The 22,493-nt window shown below is 28.4% G+C and carries 19 protein-coding genes and 1 pseudogene; 12 read left to right on the top strand and 8 right to left on the bottom strand.

Annotated features, from left to right (window positions below):
* Positions 1-165 precede the first annotated feature (165 nt).
* The 8 genes from O3I44_RS02180 to O3I44_RS02145 are packed head-to-tail and all read left to right on the top strand — an operon-like array spanning position 166 to position 11,742.
* The gene (locus tag O3I44_RS02180; protein ID WP_303716675.1) at positions 166-1,773 is read left to right on the top strand and encodes a hypothetical protein; all 1,608 of its coding nucleotides are present in this window, start codon (positions 166-168) and stop codon (positions 1,771-1,773) included.
* Positions 1,774-1,781: 8 nt separating this feature from the next.
* Complete coding sequence (locus O3I44_RS02175; RefSeq protein WP_303716674.1) at positions 1,782-3,128, top strand: hypothetical protein; 1,347 nt, start codon at positions 1,782-1,784, stop codon at positions 3,126-3,128.
* Positions 3,118-4,617 (top strand): hypothetical protein, encoded by a 1,500-nt coding sequence (locus O3I44_RS02170; RefSeq protein WP_303716672.1) that lies wholly within the window; start codon positions 3,118-3,120, stop codon positions 4,615-4,617. The genes O3I44_RS02175 and O3I44_RS02170 overlap by 11 nt, the downstream gene beginning before the upstream one ends.
* An 8-nt stretch (positions 4,618-4,625) precedes the next feature.
* Complete coding sequence (locus O3I44_RS02165) at positions 4,626-5,444, top strand: hypothetical protein (RefSeq protein WP_303716670.1); 819 nt, start codon at positions 4,626-4,628, stop codon at positions 5,442-5,444.
* A gap of 2 nt (positions 5,445-5,446) precedes the next feature.
* Entirely contained in the window at positions 5,447-5,884 is a 438-nt protein-coding gene (locus O3I44_RS02160) for a hypothetical protein (RefSeq protein WP_303716668.1), read from the top strand.
* Entirely contained in the window at positions 5,884-8,835 is a 2,952-nt protein-coding gene (locus O3I44_RS02155) for a hypothetical protein (protein WP_303716667.1), read from the top strand. The genes O3I44_RS02160 and O3I44_RS02155 overlap by 1 nt, the downstream gene beginning before the upstream one ends.
* A gap of 1 nt (position 8,836) precedes the next feature.
* Complete coding sequence (locus tag O3I44_RS02150) at positions 8,837-10,330, top strand: ATP F0F1 synthase subunit alpha (protein ID WP_303716665.1); 1,494 nt, start codon at positions 8,837-8,839, stop codon at positions 10,328-10,330.
* Positions 10,330-11,742 (top strand): ATP synthase beta subunit C-terminal domain-containing protein, encoded by a 1,413-nt coding sequence (locus tag O3I44_RS02145; protein ID WP_303716664.1) that lies wholly within the window; start codon positions 10,330-10,332, stop codon positions 11,740-11,742. The genes O3I44_RS02150 and O3I44_RS02145 overlap by 1 nt, the downstream gene beginning before the upstream one ends.
* Positions 11,743-12,413: 671 nt before the next feature.
* On the opposite strand, the gene O3I44_RS02140 is transcribed toward O3I44_RS02145, so the two are convergent.
* Together O3I44_RS02140 and O3I44_RS02135 are read right to left on the bottom strand one after the other, a co-directional pair.
* A complete protein-coding gene (locus O3I44_RS02140) occupies positions 12,414-13,241 on the bottom strand; it encodes an ABC transporter permease family protein (protein WP_303716662.1) in 828 nt (275 codons plus the stop codon).
* Positions 13,231-13,632 (bottom strand): hypothetical protein, encoded by a 402-nt coding sequence (locus tag O3I44_RS02135; protein WP_303716660.1) that lies wholly within the window; start codon positions 13,630-13,632, stop codon positions 13,231-13,233. Before O3I44_RS02135 ends, O3I44_RS02140 begins: the two co-directional genes overlap by 11 nt.
* Before the next feature lie 7 nt (positions 13,633-13,639).
* On the opposite strand from O3I44_RS02135, the gene O3I44_RS02130 reads away from it, so the two are divergent.
* A complete protein-coding gene (locus O3I44_RS02130; protein WP_303716658.1) occupies positions 13,640-13,987 on the top strand; it encodes a hypothetical protein in 348 nt (115 codons plus the stop codon).
* A 127-nt stretch (positions 13,988-14,114) separates the two neighbouring features.
* Here O3I44_RS02130 and O3I44_RS02125 read toward each other — a convergent pair whose 3' ends face one another.
* Both O3I44_RS02125 and O3I44_RS02120 read right to left on the bottom strand, forming a co-directional pair.
* On the bottom strand, positions 14,115-16,061 hold the full coding sequence (locus O3I44_RS02125; RefSeq protein ID WP_303716657.1) for an ATP-binding cassette domain-containing protein: 1,947 nt from the start codon (positions 16,059-16,061) through the stop codon (positions 14,115-14,117).
* Positions 16,039-17,751 carry a hypothetical protein gene (locus O3I44_RS02120; RefSeq protein ID WP_303716655.1) on the bottom strand — a complete coding sequence of 571 codons (1,713 nt, stop codon included), beginning with the start codon at positions 17,749-17,751 and terminating at the stop codon, positions 16,039-16,041. The genes O3I44_RS02125 and O3I44_RS02120 overlap by 23 nt, the downstream gene beginning before the upstream one ends.
* A gap of 245 nt (positions 17,752-17,996) precedes the next feature.
* Between O3I44_RS02120 and O3I44_RS02115 the strand changes: the two genes are divergently transcribed.
* The 3 genes and pseudogenes from O3I44_RS02115 to O3I44_RS02110 all read left to right on the top strand — a co-directional run bounded on the left by O3I44_RS02115 (position 17,997) and on the right by O3I44_RS02110 (position 18,488).
* Positions 17,997-18,281: a hypothetical protein gene (locus O3I44_RS02115; RefSeq protein ID WP_303716653.1), complete on the top strand. Its 285-nt coding sequence runs from the start codon at positions 17,997-17,999 to the stop codon at positions 18,279-18,281.
* Positions 18,269-18,328 (top strand): annotated as a pseudogene (locus O3I44_RS03665) (hypothetical protein); the annotation flags it as partial. The gene O3I44_RS02115 and the pseudogene O3I44_RS03665, both read left to right, overlap by 13 nt.
* Before the next feature lies 1 nt (position 18,329).
* A complete protein-coding gene (locus tag O3I44_RS02110) occupies positions 18,330-18,488 on the top strand; it encodes a hypothetical protein (RefSeq protein ID WP_303716651.1) in 159 nt (52 codons plus the stop codon).
* A gap of 246 nt (positions 18,489-18,734) precedes the next feature.
* Here the strand turns inward: O3I44_RS02110 and deoC are convergent, their stop codons facing one another.
* The 4 genes from deoC to O3I44_RS02090 all read right to left on the bottom strand — a co-directional run bounded on the left by deoC (position 18,735) and on the right by O3I44_RS02090 (position 22,487).
* Positions 18,735-19,397, bottom strand: a complete 663-nt coding sequence (gene deoC / locus O3I44_RS02105) for a deoxyribose-phosphate aldolase (RefSeq protein WP_303716650.1) — start codon at positions 19,395-19,397, stop codon at positions 18,735-18,737.
* A gap of 1 nt (position 19,398) precedes the next feature.
* Positions 19,399-20,694 (bottom strand): thymidine phosphorylase, encoded by a 1,296-nt coding sequence (locus O3I44_RS02100; protein ID WP_303716648.1) that lies wholly within the window; start codon positions 20,692-20,694, stop codon positions 19,399-19,401.
* Positions 20,695-21,328: 634 nt separating this feature from the next.
* Positions 21,329-21,928 carry an FMN-dependent NADH-azoreductase gene (locus O3I44_RS02095; RefSeq protein ID WP_303716645.1) on the bottom strand — a complete coding sequence of 200 codons (600 nt, stop codon included), beginning with the start codon at positions 21,926-21,928 and terminating at the stop codon, positions 21,329-21,331.
* A gap of 292 nt (positions 21,929-22,220) precedes the next feature.
* A complete protein-coding gene (locus O3I44_RS02090; RefSeq protein ID WP_303716643.1) occupies positions 22,221-22,487 on the bottom strand; it encodes a hypothetical protein in 267 nt (88 codons plus the stop codon).
* Between the last annotated feature and the right edge of the window lie 6 nt (positions 22,488-22,493).

The raw sequence follows: 22,493 nt of genomic DNA, 5'->3' as shown, positions 1-22,493 counted from the left end.
AACCTTGTAATTATTGGTGTTTGTTACTTGTTTTATGATAATATTTGAAGTGTTTATAAAACTGTTTTTTTTGATAGACAAGTTAAATCGGCCTTTTCTTTTGATAATGATACTTTAAAAGGCGTATACCAAAAACGGGTAGTGTTATTATTCTCTTTCTTATGCATGCCCATTACATATATTTTGACTTGAGCAATTCATAAATCATCTTCTAAATTGTGGACAAAACATTGATCTCATATTACTAAACAAGTCACAATTTCAGAAAAAAAAATTATTACTTATTCCAATCCTCGAAGATCCAAGTTAATTGGTGGGTCCATCTTGTTTTTAACATCAATTCTTTGAGTTTCATACACAACTGCAACAGTTAATGTTATGACAACCCCCCTGAAAGAAAAAAATACATTCACAAAAACAACTGATTGGTTGGCAAAGATCTATTCTGTTGGTCAAGCAGACAACAACGATGCGCCATATTATGTTGATGAATTTTTCAAAAATGCAGATGGTAATTTAGACGATCAATTACGTAGTTTGATTAATATTTTTAATTTAGATACAGAAACGGCAATAGATCAAGAACTAAAACAAAAAGATGAGTTAATAAGGCATCAAAATATTTTAAATTCCTTAGCTAAGTCTCCAGCGGCAGTTTCATCCGTTATTAAATCCTTCTTAAAGTTACTAGAGCATAAAATAGATCCATTATTATATGATGAAGAAACTTATAAAGCAGGAGAAGATGAATACGGCAACATTATAGGATATAATGATATTCTCATTCATAACGAAGACGGTTCAATGGTTATTAGAACATTATTTATAGAGCAATTAAAGTCGTACTTATTATCACATCCGCTATTATTAAATATACCACAAAATATTCAAAATATTTATATTGAAGAGCTTCAATTGAATATTAAACCATGAGAAGAAATAATCTTTAATAAGAATATTACTGATGCCACAAAGGCTCAAAATAAAGTAAAAACATTATTGGATGAAACAACAGAAAAACTAAGGAAACAAAAAGCAATAAAATTAAAAAAAATATTAGCAAGAGAGAAAATAATAAATGAATTATCCAATATATTTTCTCCACAATGAATAAATAACAACTTAACTCAAACTCTGGTTGAAAATAATATTAAGGATGTTGGAAACTGATATATATATTCTTATAATTTTGGACAAATAAAAGATGAATCTTTTGTCTATGATCCCAACATAGGGCATGGCAACTCAACGATAATGAATAGAGAACTTGGTATTCTTAAAAGAAACCTTGCAGAAAAAGATGATGCTCTAATGGTACATGATAATTCAGAAGTTACTAAAAATAAAAAAAATATTCTTGATGCTCAGCAGCAAAAAGTCGATGAGTTAAAACAACGTGCTAAAACTATTATTAATACAGAAATAGCTAACTGAAATAATAAGATTGAAGAATCTGATCAAATTATTAGAATAATAAATGATGATACAGTCGAGAAAAACAAGACACATTGGTTAGCTGATCCACTAATATCGCAAACAATTTACAACCTTCAAAAGCTTTTTTCTAAAGACGGGGAACCAATTGGGGAATTAAAAAATGCTATTGATGCTAATGATCGTATTAAAGAATCAATCGGCTACCAAACAATGCTAATTTCAGAGTGAGATGCAAGGATTGATAATATTAAGATAATAGCTGATAAAGCAAAATCTATTTATAATATTAAAAAAGAAAAATTAGTAACAGCATATAGAGATTGAATGGGAACATAGGAAAAAACGTGAAAACAAATGCTAATTTAATTAAAATAATAACAACCGAAACAATTGGCTCATCCTCAATTGCCAAAAAAATAACATCCTTTGTTTTTTTTGTCTTTTACTTTGTCATTGCGTCTATCTTGTTATTTAAAACGACTGATGGAATTCCAAAATCAGTAGATGATGCAAAAAAATACACATGAATTTCTATATCATTATCCTTAATCTGGTATACATTTAAGAAAACAAACTTTAATATTCATATTTCTTATAATAGCTCATTGCTTTCATACATTATGCCTTTATTGTTTGCGATATTGAACATTCTATTCATCTTTATATCAAAAGATCATAAACCTAATGACATAATTGGTTATTCATATGTAATTCCATGATTAATTATTTTTATTGGAGTAAATATGTTGTGGAGATGAATCATATTGATAGCAGAATGGAACACACGACCATTCTTTGCAAATGAACAAATATTCAAAATATTGATGGAAGTTATTGTAATCATTATTCTTATTTTTATCTTTGAAACGTTTATTCCAATGTTGGTTGTTGAAAAACTCAACTTTGTATCATTAATAGAAGCTGCAAATGCACAGTTATTATTTGCTCTTATAACAAGCGGAACTCTTATTTGCGTTTATTTGTGATTATGGTTTTATAAAAGAAAGACCACAAAGACAAATAAGTTCATTTCATTAACAACTAACCGAATTATGTCATTATGAAATGCTCTACTAACACTTGGGCCAACATTAATATGATTCCTGGCTTATGCAAAAATACCCACTATTAACTGACAAAAATGAATATATATTGTAACAATTATATTTTGTGCTATTTTGTGTACACTAACCCTTATAGTCCGTAATGAAAGTGATGTCACATCAAAAGTTTATTTACTGATATCAAATACTACATTATTTATTACCATTGCCTTATTATTTATAATGTCAATTTGAGCAAACATGAATTTATTCTTCGGGATTTATTTTGCCTTACCAGTAATTATCTATATTTATATCCTTAATATACTAGTGGAACCAGAACTCCCACCAACATATGCAACTGGTTACTCAGTGCTGACGTACACATTATTTTTATATTTGGGTCTGATATGGACAATGCAAATATTATTCAGGATAACAGATACAATTATGCCGTTTTCAATTGATAAAATACTGTGAGTTATCCCGATGGTTGTTATTACATACTTGGAAGTATTAACAGTTATATCTACACTCCATACATATAGATCCATAACTAAAGAATCTATTAAAATTATCAAATATCAAAGTAAAAAGTATCAAGACAAGTTAAAAAGAAAAAAGAAAGGAATGAAATATGTCCAATAAAGAGTTAAAAGAGAAAATTATTAAACAAAAATATGAAACTAAGACTGAAATAGCATCAGCCAAAACGCAATTGTATGAAATGATGAAGAAGATTCAAGTTGAACAAACTAAAGCAAGATTAAAGACACAAAAATTAATGCAAGATTTAAAGAAAGAAAAAATTCAATTAAGAAACATGGATCGTGCACAAAAATTAAAAGAAAAGAAAAAAATCGTTAATCAAAATTCATTGATCGCAAAGAATAAGGAATTATTATTAAAAGCTAAAAAAGGGTTAAAAGATGATTTAAACCTAATAAAAATAGATCAAAAAAATGTAGCAATCAATCAAAAGAAAAAATGCTTAGTTGAATTACAAAAGATTAAATTAGAAATCAGATTAGAAAAACAAGCGCAAAAAGAAAAATTGATTCAAGTCAAAAATAATACTCTTGAAAACAAAAATAAATTACAAAAACAACTTATCAAAAAAAACAAGAATAATAAAGCATTAATCCTTCAGGCAGAGGATGAACTAAACAAAAAAAGAGCGGATATTCTCAAAAAGAAAGCAGATGTTGCAATTCAAAGGAAAAAAAATCGGGAAAATGCAAAAGCAAAAATAATGGAAAGAATAGTTAAGGCCAAGGCAGAAAAAAAAGAATTAAAACTAAAAAGAATTAAAACGAAAAATAAGCATAATGAGCGGTTATTAATATTAAAGGGTAAAAAATTAATTGCTAATGAAGATTCTATATATGAAATTAAAGAACTAGAAAAAAATGTTGAAGATACAAAAAATAATATTAAAAAAGAGAAAATATATTATGAAGATAGAAAAATTGAAATTAATGAATCAGCAAATGATGAACTAAATAATAATTTAAGTGAATTAGCAGATAGCAACCAAATGGTATTTCAATCAATCCATACAAAGGAATCATTTGTCCAAAATATCTCCAGATATGAAAAAAACCTTATCAAAGGAACAATACTTAATAAAGTGGGTAAACGTGAACGAAAAATATATGACAAATATAATTCCAACAACATCAAAAAAACACTTGCAAAATTGAAAGTAAGTGAAGTTGAGAAAGAACTAATAATTGAAATGATCAAGTTAAAAGATAAAGATTCATTAATCGACTTGAGAGAATTTGCTAAATATGCAGCGTATATGACAGACACCGAAATAAAAGATGAGGATGTTGAATCACAAGTTGTTGCACAACTTGCTAATGTTCTCATGAAAAAAACTCTTCAAATGTTAGATGGATACTTTAAATTAGAAAAAGTAGGGAAATACAAGTTGATTAAATGAAATAAAAATACATCTAGTTATAAATCAAATATTATTTCTCTTCCGCAGAACGATTATTCAATTATGTTTCAAAAAGTTTTAAAAGAAAAGCTCAAAAAAGGTGCTATTGTTAAAATTTCAAATAATGTAGCTATTAAGTTGGTTAATAAGGAAGTAATTGTTTTGCATGATATTGCATTTATAAGATAGGAGTTTAAATGGATAAAGCCAAAGTTTTAAAAAGATCAAAGAATCTAGCCAAGATTAAAGGGATCATTGTGATCGCTAAATTTTATACAATCCAAAAACTTGCTAAATCTGATAAAACTCGTAACCACCACTATAAAATAGCTGAAACAACAAAAGACATTTTAGGGTTTTCTCAAAACCAATATCGAATATCCACCAGGATATCTAAAAAGATTAAAGAAAAAATAAAACACAAAAAAATATGGCTCTTTATAACAGTTCCTTCTATTTTAATTAAAACATCTCATAAAAAATTAGAAAATATTTTAATGAACGGATTTGATATAGAAAATGATAAAATAATTGTCGTTGGCGCTCCTGGAATAAAATTTGTTAAAAGTAATAATTTGGATATTTATGCAGAATTTGAACATTTTAATGAATCCAGTGAAAATGTCATAGGGTTAATTAACAATATTATTATTAATTCGTTATTTGACTCTGTGATGATTGTATCTAATACGCCTAAAATGAAGACAGAGGCATATCAATTATTTCCTATTGAACACAATGAACAAATAAAAAAGGATTTAAATAAAATGAGATTCTATTACTCATTGCCTGAAACCATCGTAAATATAACTAATACATATGTGTCCAACATTATTGAAGGTATTTATAATGAATCTAAAATATTCTTTTACAAGGAAAAACTGATTAAATACGAGGGGTCGATTAAGAATATTGATAAAAAGATTCTTTTTCTTAAATTAGAACTAAATAAGTTAAATAGGAAAATCGAAACTGAAGAGATGATACTAGTCAAACAAATTGCGAAAAGGGCTTAATCATGTGATATAAATTGATAATTGAAACAAAAGATAAAATAATTAAGCATAAAATAAAATTTGCTCATATTTTTACCGTCAATTATGATCACAAGATTAAAAAACATGAATTCCATTGTCCCATTGCAGCTAAACTCATCTTCGAAACCGATAAGTCTATTTTTCAATATATTTTATTTAGAGTGATCATTAAATCTGATAAAGATGGAAACATCATAATTATGTCTCCATATGATTCATCATATCTACTTGGAGAAAAACTGTATTTTGAAAAGAGCTATGATAAAGAAATGGAATCATTAGTAAAACTATATAAACAAAAAACTCAATTAGGTTTAACTATAGAAGAAATAACTGAATATAACACTGCTAAAGGTTCCTATGAACTAAGGTGTTTGGAAAAACATAACATTCCTTACGATATAGGAAGTGGTTTTTAATGGTGACAACAGTACAACAAGTCCCAACAAGCTTTCAACAAGCTCAAGTTCAAGAAGAATTCAGAATTCAGGACCCTACAACATTTACAACCGATGAAATAAAAAACATTTTTCATTCGTTAAATGACTCAAATGATAAAATAGCAATTGATGTGCACTATTACATTTTCTTAGGAGCAATTATAATAAATTCATCAAAACTAGTTGATTTTACTGATAGAATTAACAGAATCATAATGACAGCTCCCGCTTTTAATATAAAACAATTTCTTATAGAAACTATTCCAAAATTAGCAATAATTAAAATTGAATATGAAAACTATGATTATGCACGTCATTTTTTTAATATGTTAGATACTGAAATAGTTAACTCTTCAGAAGAATTTAAAAAAACAGTAACAGACAAGATTCATAAAAAAGCAATGGCTATTGCACAAGAATTTAATGTACCACATCCAGAAATAAACTTACTATCATTAATGAATAGTATTGATGCTCTTAATGATGATGATCCTAGAACACTTTTTCCTAAAGCGGATATTTATAGAATAATTAAATCGACTGAAAATAGTATGACATCAAATGATAATCAAATTAGCGGACTTGATGGAATATACAAATCAGGTATTTATTATGAAAGACTTCGGATAAAATTGGGTAATCTGGGAACATATAATCAAAATACATCGGACATGCTAGGTAACTATATTCTGCAATACATTGCTAAATATTACAAGACACAAACAGACAAAATGGTTAACCCAGAAACAATTGAAAAAAAACTTATTGATAAAGTTAATAATGATGAATCTGATGATAAGCTTGGTATTTTGAATAAATTAATTCCTGGAATTTGAAATATTTTAAATCCACTCTTGAATCATAATGATGGTGACAAATATGGACATTTAGACATTGATATTAATAAGACTCCGGACAAAGATAGAGCAAATATTACCGTAAGATGAATTCATGATAATAAAAATGCTGGTTCACATCCAATAGTTTATCAAGTGAATGAAATCAAAATTAAAAATTCGGGTGCGGGCCTTTTGTATGCAAGTAAATTATTTTTTGGTTATTATCATTATAATGCAATATTGCCAGAGACTATATTTGAAATCCCGGAGCTTGCAGATGCTCTTGATATTAATCCTTATGAACTCATAAATAAATTATCTTCAAGTGATTCACATGAAATAACACTGGAACAATTGGAAAAATTAGCTGAAAATGCATCAAATGCTGATTCAAGATCAGATATTTTCCGCAAAGTAAAACAATTAACTGCAAAAATAAAAGAAATTAAAGCAAAAGTAAAAGATAAATATCCAACCGGGGCAAATATAAAGATAAAGTATTCCAATCCAAACAATAATAATTCTGTAATTCAATTTAAGTTAGAAATAATAGATGGAGCTCAAGTTGATGATCCTGAAAAAAGATTATTGGAGTTATCTTCTGATGGATCAAATCCAAGATCATTAAATACCATGAAATATGAGTTGGCTACAACAATTATCAAAAGACTTATCGATAATTATAATGCCCAAGAACCTAGCACGATTCCTGGACAATATTTTGAAAGCTATGCTCTAGGTAAAGAACTTGGTAATAATTATTTTTCAACCCAACTATTAGGGTTGGAAATAAAAGGATATTTAGACAGATGACATAGCTTGGAGTATGGTGAAAACATTAGTAAAAATACATCAGTCCAGCAGCGGATGGATAATAATTATCTTGTAAATCTCACTATAATAGACGGCAATTTTCCTGATCAATCTATATTCAATGACACTAATAAAACATCTTTCCAAATCAATACACTTTCTATCAATGACCAATTAAAACCCATTAGAGATAAACTGTTCAAATTTAGAGGGAAGCCAAAATCTATTTTTGATTCAACAATATACAATCCAGAAAATGCTATAAATATTGATAAAAATACATTATACAACGCTCTTGTAAATATAGATGGAACAACAACTGTAGAGGATGTCGCTACAAGTTTACCAAAAGGCGCTCAATTAAGGTCTTCTACAATCAAGCAAGTTGATTCTACATATAATCCCTTTGGAACTATAAGGAGTGGATTGGGACTTACATGAACAATAGAACTAGAACAAATAGATTTATTTAATAATGATTTAAAGACAAATGTTTTAGTTTCTAATGATTATGTCTATGAATTTAGTGGCCTTACTGAAACTAATATTATAGATGCTAAAAATGATTTCCAAGAAATTACAGATCAATCCGTCAAAACAGTAAGAAAGCAGTTAATAGGTAATTCTGAAATTGACAATCAAATAAATGATTTGATTAATAATATCAGTAATATATTTAAAAATAGTCTTGATGAACTTTTTCATAAAGACATATTATCAAAGAAAATGTTGAAATGACTCAAGTTAGAAGCGATTGCTAAAATTACCATTTTATTAAATGATGTTGGAAATTTCATACCTGATACAATTGACATCATTAAGAAATTAGAAACAATCCTAGATCGCTCATTAACACATGAAGATACTAATCTTGTAAATGCCTACCATGAAGTATTTGAGAAATTACTTGAAATAACTAAAAATCACGATTTTTATAAAGGGATGATCAATAACACTGAAACGATTAAAAAATTCAGTAGATATATTGATTCAAATATATTCATCAAAGTAATTGATGGAATTGCGAAAACTGAATCCAAATATAAATATGCTTATTTTGGTATTGGTGTAGCTTCAGGTATTGCTGGATTAGGTGCAATAGCAACATCATTATGATCCGTAAGAGCCAAAAAGAAATTAGCTAATATGGTAAGTAAGAAAGCTAAGATGCGGGGTGGAAAACTTGTTACCACAATCACTGTCTTTATCGGTATAAGCATCATTGCCATATCAGTGATAACAGAATTATGATTTTTTATAGTACAAGGAGGGTTCTAAAATGCCAAAAATAACAAAAATACAAGATAACATTGTTACCATCAAAGGTAAATACAACTACAAGCAAGACCAGTTCTTTAAATTATCTAAAGACGCTAATGGGATTGTTATTTTAGCAACTCAAGATGAAGCGAAATTATTGGTGGTAGGAGACCCTTCTAGCATCAAGTCCAATATTGATATAGCTACCACAAAAAATATTTTGAAAAATATTTCTTTGATGAGTGGTCATTTTGGATCAATCATTTCGCCATTTGGTGATATTATTCATCCTGCCAATAAAAACCTTGGTAAAAAACTTGGTGAATCTCCATTAGATAATAATCCACCAGAATTATTAGATAGAATTGGATTAGCACGCCCATTAACAACCGGAATTATCACAATAGATACAATGATTCCTATTGGCAAAGGACAACGGGAATTAATTATTGGTGATAGGACAACAGGTAAAACATCCATTGCTCTATCTATAATTATTAATCAAAAAAATAAAAAGATCAAAATAATTTACGTCTCAGTTGGCCAAAAGCGTAACTCTGTTAGTGGTATTTATAATGCCTTAATTGAGCACAAAGCTGAAAAAAATGTCACAATTATTTTTGCAAATCCAGACTCTTCTTCACAACAATTTTTTGCTCCAAGAATTGGGATGGCCATGGCTGAAGCAATCGCTTATAAAGGAGAAGATGTTTTACTAATAATTGATGATTTAACTAAACATGCTAATGTTTATCGTGAAATTTCTTTGTCCATTGGAACCAATTCAGGAAGAGAAGCGTATCCCACTGATATCTTTTATCAACATGCAAGGTTATTAGAAAGAGCCGGGCAATTTAATGAAAAATATAAAAATGGTTCAATTACATGTTTACCTATTGTAGAAACCGTTCAGGGTGATCTTGCTTCTATAATTCCTTCTAATATAATTTCTATCACTGATGGGCAAATCTTCACATCCATAGATATGTTTAACAATGGTGAATATCCCGCAATAGATATTAGTCTATCAGTTTCAAGAACAGGCTCATCTGTCCAAGGTAAAATATTGAAAAAAACATCAAAAGGTTTGAAAGCTGAATACTCATCATTGCTTGATATTAAAAAATTCGCGGACATGTCTATTAATATTTCAAAAGAATTAGAATCTAAAATTAATGATTGAGTTGCGATCAATAATATTTTACTTCAATTTGGATTTCAAGGTTACCATGAAAACGAAATCATGATTTTAGTGGAATTATTTAGAATGAGGTTATTAGAAAAAATAGTTGATAGAACAAAGTTTTCACAAGCGTTTTGAAACTTTTGTAAGATAAATGATGGCGCTAAGAAAATTATCAAAAAAATATCCAGTGGAGAATATGAACATGGTAATAAAGACTTTACCAATGCTTTAAAAGTAGTCTTTGTACCGTTGGTGAAGATTGCTTCAGGAATGAAAAATGATATTATCCTTGAAGTTGAATATCTATCAATGAAAGGTGGTGAATAATGCCTGGAAAAATTATAAAAATATCACCAGATACAATTGATGTGGAGTTTTCAAAAGCAACAACACCATCAATTGGTATTATCTTAAAAACCAAATCTGGCACGATCTTGTCAACAGAAGTTGTTGTTAATGTTTCGACTGTTAGAACCATTATCTTAAAACAAAAAAATAAGTTGACTATTGGTGAAGAAGTAACATCTACCAAGAAAACTATTCAAGCTCCAATTGGCAAAGAAGGTTTAGGAAGAATTTTTAACGCGCTAGGAGAAATAACTGATAATAAACCATTACCTAAAAATCTTAAACGAGAAAATGTAACCATTTATAAGAATACAGAAAAATGATTTACATCCAAAACAAAATTATTAGAAACAGGAATCAAGGTTTTAGATTTCTTTATTCCGGTTGTCCAAGGCGATAAAATTGGTTTATTCGGGGCCGCTGGTGTTGGCAAAACATTGATCATTAAAGAAGTAATTAATAATTTGAATAAATACAAGTCAGATAAAAAGACCGTTTTTATTATTGCAGGTATTGGCGAGAGATCACGCGAAGGAGAAGAACTATATAAGGAACTAGTTGATGCTAAATTAATTCACAATATTATGCTTTACTTTGCACAAATGAATGAAACTTCGGGCGCTAGAATGAAACTCATTTATTCAGCCATTACATCAGCTGAGCACTTTAGAGATGTAGAAAAAAAAGATGTTTTAGTGGTTTGTGATAATATTTATCGGTTTATTCAAGCTGGAGCAGAGCTTTCTTCTTCACTTGGTAATATGCCTTCACAATCTGGATACCAACCAAGGTTGTCTACGGAAATATCTAACGTTCAAGAACGATTATCAAATTCTCAATTTGGTACTATTACTACATTTCAGGCAATTTTTGTACCGGCTGATGATATTACAGATCCAGCTGCAGTTGCTATTTTTTCTCATCTAGATGGTTCACTTGTACTAGATCGCCGTATCGCTTCATCAGGAAGATATCCGGCAATTGACCCATTACAATCATCATCAAATAATGTTAAAGAATCAATCATTGGAGAAAGACACTTAAGAGCTGTTATTAAAGCTAAAAAAAATCTTCAAAGATATGCAGAATTAGAAGATTTATTATCAATTTTAGGGGCAGATGGTATTTTTGAAGAAGATATTGACACTATTGAAAAAGCAAGACAATTACAATCTTACTTCACACAAAATTTCTTTACTGCAGAAGAATCTACCCAAAAAAGTGGTGTCTATGTACCACTGGAAACAACCCTTTCATCCATCGAATTAATTCTTAATGGGCATACAAAAGGCATTGATCCATCTAAATTTTTATATATCGTTAGTGTTAAAGATCTTATTGAATCAGAATCTAAATTAGCAAACAAAGAAGATATCACTACTGATAATTAGGTACTAGCTTAATCAATGTATTCACTGATTTTTCTGATAGCAAATTTAAAACCAAGACAGTTGCCTTAACATGATATTGTGTTTCCAATTCATTAGATAATTCTTGTAATTTATCTTTCAATCTAGCAACCAACGTTACATCAAAATTTCTTGAAGCAAGTTATTTATCAAAAATCATCCAAGTCTTGAAGAGGCTCCTGTAATAATTTAATTAATGTTATTTCCTTTAAATATTCTAAAATACATATTTTGTCATTATATAACTTTATTCAACACGCAGTATGAAATGGTTGTTATGATTGTGGAAGATTTATACATCACGCCACACAATGAGGAGACTTAAAAAGATATTTTGTGTAAATATTTGCACTTGATTTATGTATAAAAGAATAGATTATAATTTAGTCTACTACTAAAATAAAACTATTGATAAAGTTTAAAGTATATCAATTGATCAAGAACAACAATTTACAACATGTCGTATTAGAATCATAATTATTGATAAATCCATTGTAAAAGCAGGAACACATTCATACATTTATAAGTGTTTTTAATTTATTTAAATGTTACAAAAGATACTGACTATGCTCTTCTTCAACATTCAAATTCCTTGGTTAAAGTTAAATATATATGCAATTATTAAAATTGATTATTAATAATCAATTTTTCTATTATATCTTCTTAAATGAAGCCATAACTTTAGGATGAATGATTGTATAAATGATTGTAATAGGTAATATGTATAAAATGGTACCCGCCATTCTTGTTCCCATAGAAGTGTCACCGCTAGGAAGATTACCAATTGAAAAGACTCAAGTAGCAAGCGTTTGTTCTGATGAATTAAATAGGGCTATGCTAGGCCATAAGTATGAGTTTCATGCAGAGGAAGCGCCAATTATGATAGTTAGGGTTAGTGCTATGTTCATTTTAGGAAGATAAACAACGGATATTTTTTTTATTAATGATAAATTATCTAAAAGCATAATCTTTTGTTCATTATCTGTAATGGACATAAAGGCATTTCTGAAAAGTAAGATAGTAAACATTGAAAAAATGCTAGGAGCAGATAGCATAAATATTTTTCCCATATATGAATTAAGATCTCATGAATTAAATAATCCAAGTAATCCTACTAATAAGACATTTTCAGGAAAAACTGAGACAAATAACAAAATAAAAAAAATAGTTTTCTTGAATATAAGAGATTTTCTACTTAAGGCATATCCAGCCATGCCACAAATAATTATTCTAAATGCAACTAGCACGATAGCAAACACAAATGAAAAAATCAGCGATTTCCAATATCCTTCTTTAATGGCAGTAGTATAGTTTTGGAAACTTCAGTTACTTATGATTAAAGTATTATTATCTCTAACTTGTTCTTGTACTGTATCAAATGTAGAAAAAATGAATGAATATAAAATCGGGAAAAATATAAAAATCAAAATAAAGATGATCATGAATAATTTTAATACAGAAATAAAAATCTTATTTTTCATATTTAAACCTCTTATATCTATATAGATTCATAATTGTTCTTAAACACCAAGTAAAGGCAATTATTGCAATAATATAAACTAACACAAGTATTGAAGCCGCCGCTGCCATATTTCATTGAGTAATAGACGCATTTTGCAGTTGATTAACAATGTAATACATAACAGTTTGACCATTGACTATAAATGGATCAACAAAAATTGTGGGATACATAAATAATGATTCATAGATAAATATATAAAGCTGCAATATTAAATTATTTTTCATATGTGGTAAATAAACTATTTGAATTTTCTTAAAGAATCCAATATTATCCAACTTCACACTAAGTTCATTTCTAGAATCAATTCTCAAAATTGCAAAGACAAATAAAACAATACTAATAACAGACATTCTCCATATGAAAAATAGAGAGAGAGCCAAAATAGGGAAAAAACTATTTGTTGAAGAATTTCATGGGACTGAAGTATTAAATATGGAATTTAAAACATTTTGTCTATCACTAAACAATAATAAAAATGACATTCCAATTCCGTATGATGAAACAAAGAATTGTAAAAATATTGTCGCCATAAATTTACTCTTAATGATCTTGTTAGCAATTGAACTTATTGCTATAGAAATGAAAAAGAAAGCAACTATTGTAATAGGACTGACAATTAGAAGCAATATACTTGTATTAATAATAGATGTTTTAAATAAGCTATTACCTAGTGTTTTTTTAAAATTACCGATCCCATATTCATAGTTACTATAGTCATACTTATCATGTATTTTTATAGAATCAGAAACCATATGTATTAATGGCACAATTATGAATAATGAAATTATTAATATGGTCGGAATTAATAATAGATAATTTTTAAAGTTATAACTTATTTTTTTATTCATTGTTTAGCCTCAAAAAAGAATTCATTTTTTTTATCTCAACTTATGTTTATCTTTTCGTTAATTAAAAGGTCTTTTGAAGAAATGATATTTAATCCTGTTTTATTAGTTTTTACATAGTAAATAAACTCATGACCATTAATTTCTTTTTTATCTATTGTATATGTACCTGTTTTTGCTCTTTTGATGTTAATATCATTTGGTCTAATAAAGTGTCTTTTTGTTTTGGTATCTTTAATTAAATTAATTTCAGGCCAACCAATAAATCTTGCAGAAAATTCATTATTAGGTTCATTAAACATAACTTTTGGAGAGGCATATTGCATAATTTCTCCATTAAATAATAAAAGAATTTTATCAGACAATAACATAGCTTCTTTTTGGTCGTGCGTCACAAATAGGAGTGTTATATTAAAGAGTTTTTGAATATCTTTAATTCATTCTCTTGTATCATTTTTGATTCTAGCATCCAAAGACGATAATGGTTCATCCATAACAAGAATAATTGGTTTTTTAATTATGGCTTTTGCAATTGAAACTCGTTGCTTTTGACCACCAGAAATATCCCTAGGCTTATAATTAGCTAATTTGTCGATGCCTAATATTTTCATGATTTGCCTTACATCATCATGCAACATTTTTTTGAAATTTATTTTTTCATATTTATTATGAACTAATTTTTTAAACTTGTTAAATCTTCTGACAAAAATATTTTTAGCAATTACCTTAGTTAAGAACAATTTCATTAACGACTTAATATTTAATAATTCGGATTTATCTTCATCATTAAGTTCAATTTTTTCTCATCTAATGATATATGAGTTAAACAAGAATTTTTTATTATATTTTGCTCCTAAAACAATATTATTAAATACTGTTTGATTGTCATATAAAAGGTTATCTTGAAAGACATAACCAATATCTGATGAATCAACTATATTTTTTATTTTTATTTCACCACTATATTTAATAAAATTACAAATAGCATTAAGTAAAGTTGTTTTACCACATCCTGAAGGACCTAAAATAGAGATTATTTCATTGTGCTTGACATCAAAACTAATCTTCTTTATGACATGATTTTTTTTATTATAAGTAACATCTAAATCTTTAATAGAAATGATATTTTTTCTTCTTTTAATGTTTTCTAATGTCATTTTTTGATTGATGTTTTTGATATTTGAAAAACCAAACACCAAATCAGGATCTATAATATTTTTTTTCTTTAAAATTGCTATTTTATCTGATGTTGTAACACCAATTGCCACTTTATTGTCAAAATCATCCACATCATCAAAATAAATTTGTTCTATTTCATCTCTAATAAATGTTTCAATGTGAATGTGCGGTGCTCAACCACCGTTATTGTATCTTGATCCTACCTTTGCTAACTTTTGATCTTTGCAAATTGATTTGGATAATGATAGGTGTCGTCTGATGTAACCATTGTTATTTTTAGACTTAATATGATGATTATTTTTTTCAATAAATGTATTATCTAGATGGATATAAATGATTTTAAGGTATTTTTTACCCTTAAATATTTTATTTGTTTTTGTTATTCCTAAAACATCTCTAACTTGATCAAAAGTATGTCACATAATAATTTGATAACCAGTCCCGTTGCCAACTTTATACTCTTCAGGACCAGTAAAGGCGATATCGGTGATCAAGCCATTAAATGGAGCAAATATTTCCTGCTTATACTTCACAAATAAATCAATACCAGTATGAATGACATGTTTTTCATCTTTATAAAACGATCTTTTTTCAAGATACCCTCCATAACCTAAATCTGTTTCAAAAGCAAAATTAATGTCATCAGGGTAATTGACAATATCTTCTCTTTTGATTGTTTCTAAAGTAAAATTAGTTACTTTTTTATGTTCGAAACTATTTTTTAATAATGAATTAAGTATTAAATTCGTTCTCATGTTTATTAATCTCACTTATGAATTTTTCTCAATTTCAATCTTGAGGATTTTCTATAATAGTATCAAATGTATTTTTTATGATGGATAATAATTTAGATGTATATTGATCACCATCTAAAGTTCTATATTTCCCGTTGTTAATTGATTGATAGGTGTTTAATAATGATCTATTAATCGCACCTTTGGTATGTTCATTATCTGTAGGATCATTTTTTAGTGCTTCATATTTGGATGTGATATCTTGAATAGCTGCTGGAGTCATTTTTTCTTTTAAAGGAACTACATACCCACTTGATTGTTCTAAATAATCAACAACCTTAGTTTTATCTTTCATTTTGCCTTGGTAGATAAAATGAATGAAATTTAATACGGCCTTATCTTTTTGCGATGTTGTTTTGATACCAAGCAAGGAAGATTCTGCTAGTGAATATGAAGTAGATGTTTTAGAAGAATATGTTGATATTTGAGGAAGATAGTACATATCCTCAAAAGCAAAACCGTTTCCAGCATAAGCACCAAAGTTAGCATTTTGATATGAATATCTTGCAGATACAGCAGGCATTGTTGCTATCGCATGTTGACCATTTCTTATACCTCCAACATTAAAAGTTTCAGGCGGAGCCATTGCGCCATCTATTATTGGTTTTAACATATTTTTAAAAGCAACTTTAACTTTAGTTTCGTCTGCACTATCATTGATTAAAAACGGAAAATCAAATCCTTTTCCAGATGTTTTTGCCCTATAAAGAGGAAATGAAGCATTTGTTGCCCCACTGTCAGAGTCTAAAGAAGTTAAAAAATCATTCATAAAATATGATCCGGCAATATATGGAGCTTGTGTAAGTTCTAATGAATCTCTGGCTTTCATTGAGAAATCATATAAGCCTTCTAGTGTTTTAAAAGTGCTATCATTTATTGTGTAATTATCTAGATCTGTGACATTAAGATTTGTTGAATGATCTTGCCATAAAGTAGAAGGGTCTTTATAACCATCAGGTTTTGTGCCTATATAAGAATCAATATTATTAGTGTTGTTCATTATAGCGTTCATAAAAACATTCGGCTGAGCTTGCCCAATGGTTGCTCCATGGTTTTCCATAAGTTCTAATAACACTTTCATTACCGGCATATTAAAGACAACTGATGAGTTTGTTGTCACAGTTATGGGAACAGCCCATAAACCATCAATATATTTTTCAGTTTTCAGTTTTGTTCTATTTGTCACAAATTTGTCATCAAAAATACTTCTATCAATTCCACCTTCATTTTCTAAATTTAATAATTTATCATAACCAGAAAGCTCATACACTTCATTAAAATTAGAAATCATCATATTAGGTATATTATTAGAACCTGAAGATACAAGTTTATTTACCTTTGAACTTAGTTCACCATAATTACCACTCTCGGTTTTAGTTTCTTCGTTCCCTAAAAATACTACTTCTATAAATCCATCTTCATTCTTATGATTTTCATTATAATCTTTAACAATATTTTTTAAAGAATTATATTGCGGTCATGTTTTAGGGATAGCAGAAGCAATAATGATTTTATTATCACGAGAAAATAAAACACTATCTTTTTCTGAATTATTACTATTTCCACATGATATTGTCATCGACACCGTGGTACCTATTAGTAATGATAATGAAAGTAATCTATACATTCTTTTTTTCAATTTTGTAATCATTTTTCTCCTTTGCCACTCATATTTTATAATTTGCATGGTGCATTTGATGTTTGCCAGATGATGTTTACACATTTATCCTTAAATTAATTTTACTACATTTTTATTCTTAAATATTTTTTTAACATATAAATAATATGTTCTCAAATAGGAATTAGATATATTGCTATCTTAAAAACCACATATTCAAAAAGAATGGCATTTAGCATGAAAAAACGATGATTTTACTAATGTAACAACAATATTTTTTGTATAATTCAAGATATGATAAAACAAAAGAAATGTCTTTTTTAACTAAGTTTGGTTGAATGACATTGAAAGAAGAAAATAACTTCATTACACCATTGACATTTGACAATGAAAACAAATTTAATGCTTCATCTCTTCTTGAAACATTTAAAAAATGATTGTATATCTTTCCGGAAAAGAAGTTATCTGAAGCAAAAGGTATAAGTTTACAGACACAAAGATACAAAAGAAAATTTGATCAGAAATTACTAATATTCCTTATGGAAAAACAATGAGTTATTTAGAAATAGCTAATAAATGACATTCATCAGCAAGATATGTAGGAAATGTTTGTGGTCAAAATAAACATTTCCTTATCATTGCCTGTCATAGAGTTATCAGAAATGATCGAAAAAGGTGATTATTCAGCATTGGTTAGAATTGGATTCAAAATGAAAATGTTGGAGATGGAAAAAAATATTACTTATAATAACATCATAATTTTATATTAAAATTAATAAACAATGGCATTGTTTATGTCATATATAATATCGACATGAACCAAATACAACAAATAGAATAAATTTATAATAATTAAAAGCCATATTATTTTATTCCGATATTAGGATTTATTACATATATGATTATTGTTATCCAAGTGGCATAAAAAACACCCTTTAAAACAAAAGAATATGCAATCATGTACGAATACGAAAAATTCTTTATATACTTAAATATAATGTAACCTTAAAATCATATTAATAGCTTTTTCCAACTTCTTTTCCGGAAATTAATTTCACCCCTGAGGAAGTGCCGATTCTTGTGGCACCAAGTTCGATCATCTTTTTTAAATCAGCGAGAGTTTTAACGCCACCTGCTGCTTTAATTCCAATTTTATCACCAACAACTTCTTTCATAATGATCACGTCTTCTTGCGATGCTCCTCTAAAAGAAAATCCGGTAGAAGTTTTGACAAAATCAGCTCCAGATTCTAGAACAAGTTCTGTGGCCTTTTTGGTCTCTTGTTCAGTTAATAATGCTGTTTCAATAATGACTTTTAAAACATGATCACCAACCGCTTTTTTAACAGCTTTGATATCATTAAGAACATATTCATATGTTTTTTCTTTCATTCTACCGATATTCATTACCATATCAATTTCAGTACCCCCATGATCAATTGCTAATTTAGCTTCATGGGCTTTGGCTTGAGTGATCATAGCCCCTAATGGAAACCCCACAACTGAAGTGATTCCAACATCTAAACCTTTGAGTTTTTCTGCGCAATATTTAACTCATGATGAGTTAACACAAACTGTTTTAAATCCGTGTTCTTTAGCTTCACGAATCAATTTATCAATATCTTTTGTTTGTGCTTCAGCTTTTAATAAAGTGTGATCGATATATTTTGCATAATCCATATTAACCTAACCTTCCGAGAATGATTTTATTCTCTATTTTTTTGTCATTTATATTATAAGCATTATTTAAATCCTTAATAATATTTTCAGGTATTTCATTAGAAGAGTAAAGAGTAAATAATACATCTCCCTTTTTAACACTTTCATTTGTTTTTTTATTTAAATAAATACCAGCGTCATTATCAATAGCATCATCTTTATTTGTTCTTCCAGCTCCTATCCGCATTGCTGCTAAACCAAATTGAGCAGCTGAAGTAACTTCCATGTAACCGGCTTTGTTCGTTTTAACTTGATGAGTGTATTTAGGATCTAAGAAATTATTACTTAGCAAATCATCTAAATCACCGCCTTGAGTAATAATTCATTCCTTGAATTTTTCAAAGGCTTTGCCATTATTAATAACTAATTTCACATTTTTAGCGGCCTCATCTAAATTACTAAAGAGTCTGGCTTGCACTAAAATATTTGATGATGTTGAAATTACTAGTTCAACAAAATCTGTCGGACCACGTCCTTGTAACATCTCCATGGCTTCAATAATTTCGTTTTTGTTACCAATTGCTCTACCTAGTGGACAATTCATATTAGTTATTTCCGCCTTAACATCTCGACCTAATTCTTTGCCAATACTAATCATTCATGTAGCTAATTCTTCAGCTTCAGCATATGTTTTCATGAATGCTCCATCACCCATCTTAACATCTAACAAAATAGCATCAGATCCTGTTGCTAATTTTTTAGACATAATAGATGAAGTAATTAGGGGGATTGAATCAATAGTTCCTGTTACATCTCGTAATGCATAAAGTTTTTTATCTGCCGGCACAATATTTTTTGATTGTGAAATAATGACTAAGCCAATTTTATTCGCCTGATCAATAAATTCTTGGCTATTTAATTCTGTTTTGAACCCTTTAATTGATTCCAACTTGTCAATAGTTCCTCCAGTAAAACCAAGTCCTCTGCCAGACATTTTGGCCATTAAAGCACCAAGTGATGCGACGATGGGCCCAACAGCAATTGAAGTTTTATCACCAATGCCGCCTGTTGAATGTTTATCAACCTTAATTCCTTTAATAGCCGATAAGTCAAATACATCTCCTGAATGCATCATTGCTTTAGTTAAATAAACTGTCTCAGTGATAGTCATTCCATTAAGTCTAATGGCCATTGCCATAGCGGCCATTTGATAATCTTTAATTTCACCTAAAGTAAAACCTTCTACTAAAAAAGATATTTGATCTTCAGTTAATTCATTTTTATTTTTTTTAAGTTCAATTATATCTAAGATTGTCATTATGTTCCTTCCCATAAGTTTTTAGGCCTTTGAGCTTTCACTTTTCATCCTCATGGAATTACCTTAATTATATTATGTTTTGACAAAATATTGTTATAAGTTTTCAAATTATGTCTTATTGAAAATAACAAATATAGTTAACAATCGTCGATAGTAAAATAGCAAGATCTTATCTATAATATTTTAATTAAATTATAAAACTCCAATAATTAAGTATTAATTTTCATTTGTTGTAATCATAATTACCTTATATGCAGATTCACCACATGGATAACAAAATTTTGAATCTCATTACACCATTTTATCACTATCATTTAATAATCTGGGACCAAATAATGATCCTATGGGGTTAGAACAAATATGAACACTTTTAATCATAATATTAATTTTTCCTTTTTATCTCTTTATATTTCATATGTTAATCCTTTCAAATCAAAAATGTTATTAATAATGCTTATAAATTAACAAAACACGATTTCTTTCATAGTTGTGAAAGGTGATTTTTACTGCTTATCAAGATTAATAAAGGAAAATCAAGTGCACAACATATGTAAAAGACATCACAAATGATTTATATAACTAAAGATTTTAGAACATAATAAAAAGATCAATAAAAAATAACATAATTGCTATTTTAGAATGATTCTGCTGCAGTTTTAATATCATCTAGATAAATTGCAATGACTTCATCTTTGGATAGATTAATCATCTCTGGAGTTTTCACACCAGCAATAATAACCGGCTTAACTACTTCCGATCCCATGAATTTAAATGTACCTGTTAAAGAAATAGTATGGTCTCCAAAGGGATATCAACCTTTAGGAGCACCTTGAGAAGTAATTAGTTGTACCTTCAAGTTCTTTACTAATCCATCAGCTTTACCTTTGCCGTCATATTTATATTTAAATGTTTTGCCTGCCATTAAAATAGTGTCTAAATAGTTTTTTAGAACAGCTGTATAATTAAAATTAGTCATGGGTGAAGCTAATACTAATTTATCAACATTCTTTAACTGATTAATATAATGATCAGCTCCTGCTCAAAAATCGCTAAAAGATTCATCAGTTAGAACATTCTTACCAATTGGATCTTTATTTAAATCTAATATAAAAACCTCATCACTAACATTTTTACTCTGATATATTTCCATGAATTTATCAAGAGCAGCTGATGAAATAGATCCTCTAGGTGTATTTGTAGTCATGGATGTTTTAATTACTAATATTTTTGCCATTTTGTCTCATTTCTTAATTCTTATTAATTATACTACATACCAACAAACATAATTCTTTTTTTCTATATATAGTGTGCAGAATTATTTAGTAGGAATTTTTGCTTTTAAACATTTTAGAGAAATTATGCTTAATCCTCTAAATAAGTTTAATTCAAAAAGTCTTTATCAAATAATGATAAATTTATTTTAACATTTTAATGACTATCTTGAACTAATAAACAAGGTTGTTCAATATACTTGCAATACCCACTGAGCCCGTTTCTGCAGCAGGAATTTTATAAAATGGCTTCAGTTACCTTGTATGTAACACAATATCAGAATGAGGTTCATATATTTCAGAAAAGTTAACTCCTCCCTCTTCCAGATCAGTCGTTATTTCTCATTGATTATATCTTGCAACATTTAGCATAATCACCTTATGTCCAACCTCTTTAGAGAATGCTCTCCCGTGTTTCATTGTTTTGGCAATTTGTGTTGCTTGAACACCTTCAATTACATTTGTAAGTTGATCCCTGAAACATCTCTGATATGAATCAAGACATTTTTTTAGCTTGCCCAAAGTAAC

Origin of the sequence: Candidatus Mycoplasma mahonii (assembly GCF_030550815.1) — a bacterium.
GTDB classification, from domain to species: domain Bacteria; phylum Bacillota_I; class Bacilli_A; order Mycoplasmatales; family Metamycoplasmataceae; genus Mycoplasma_O; species Mycoplasma_O mahonii.
The sequence above is the reverse complement of the archived record's forward strand: the minus strand, read 5'-3'. Positions and strand labels throughout refer to the sequence as shown.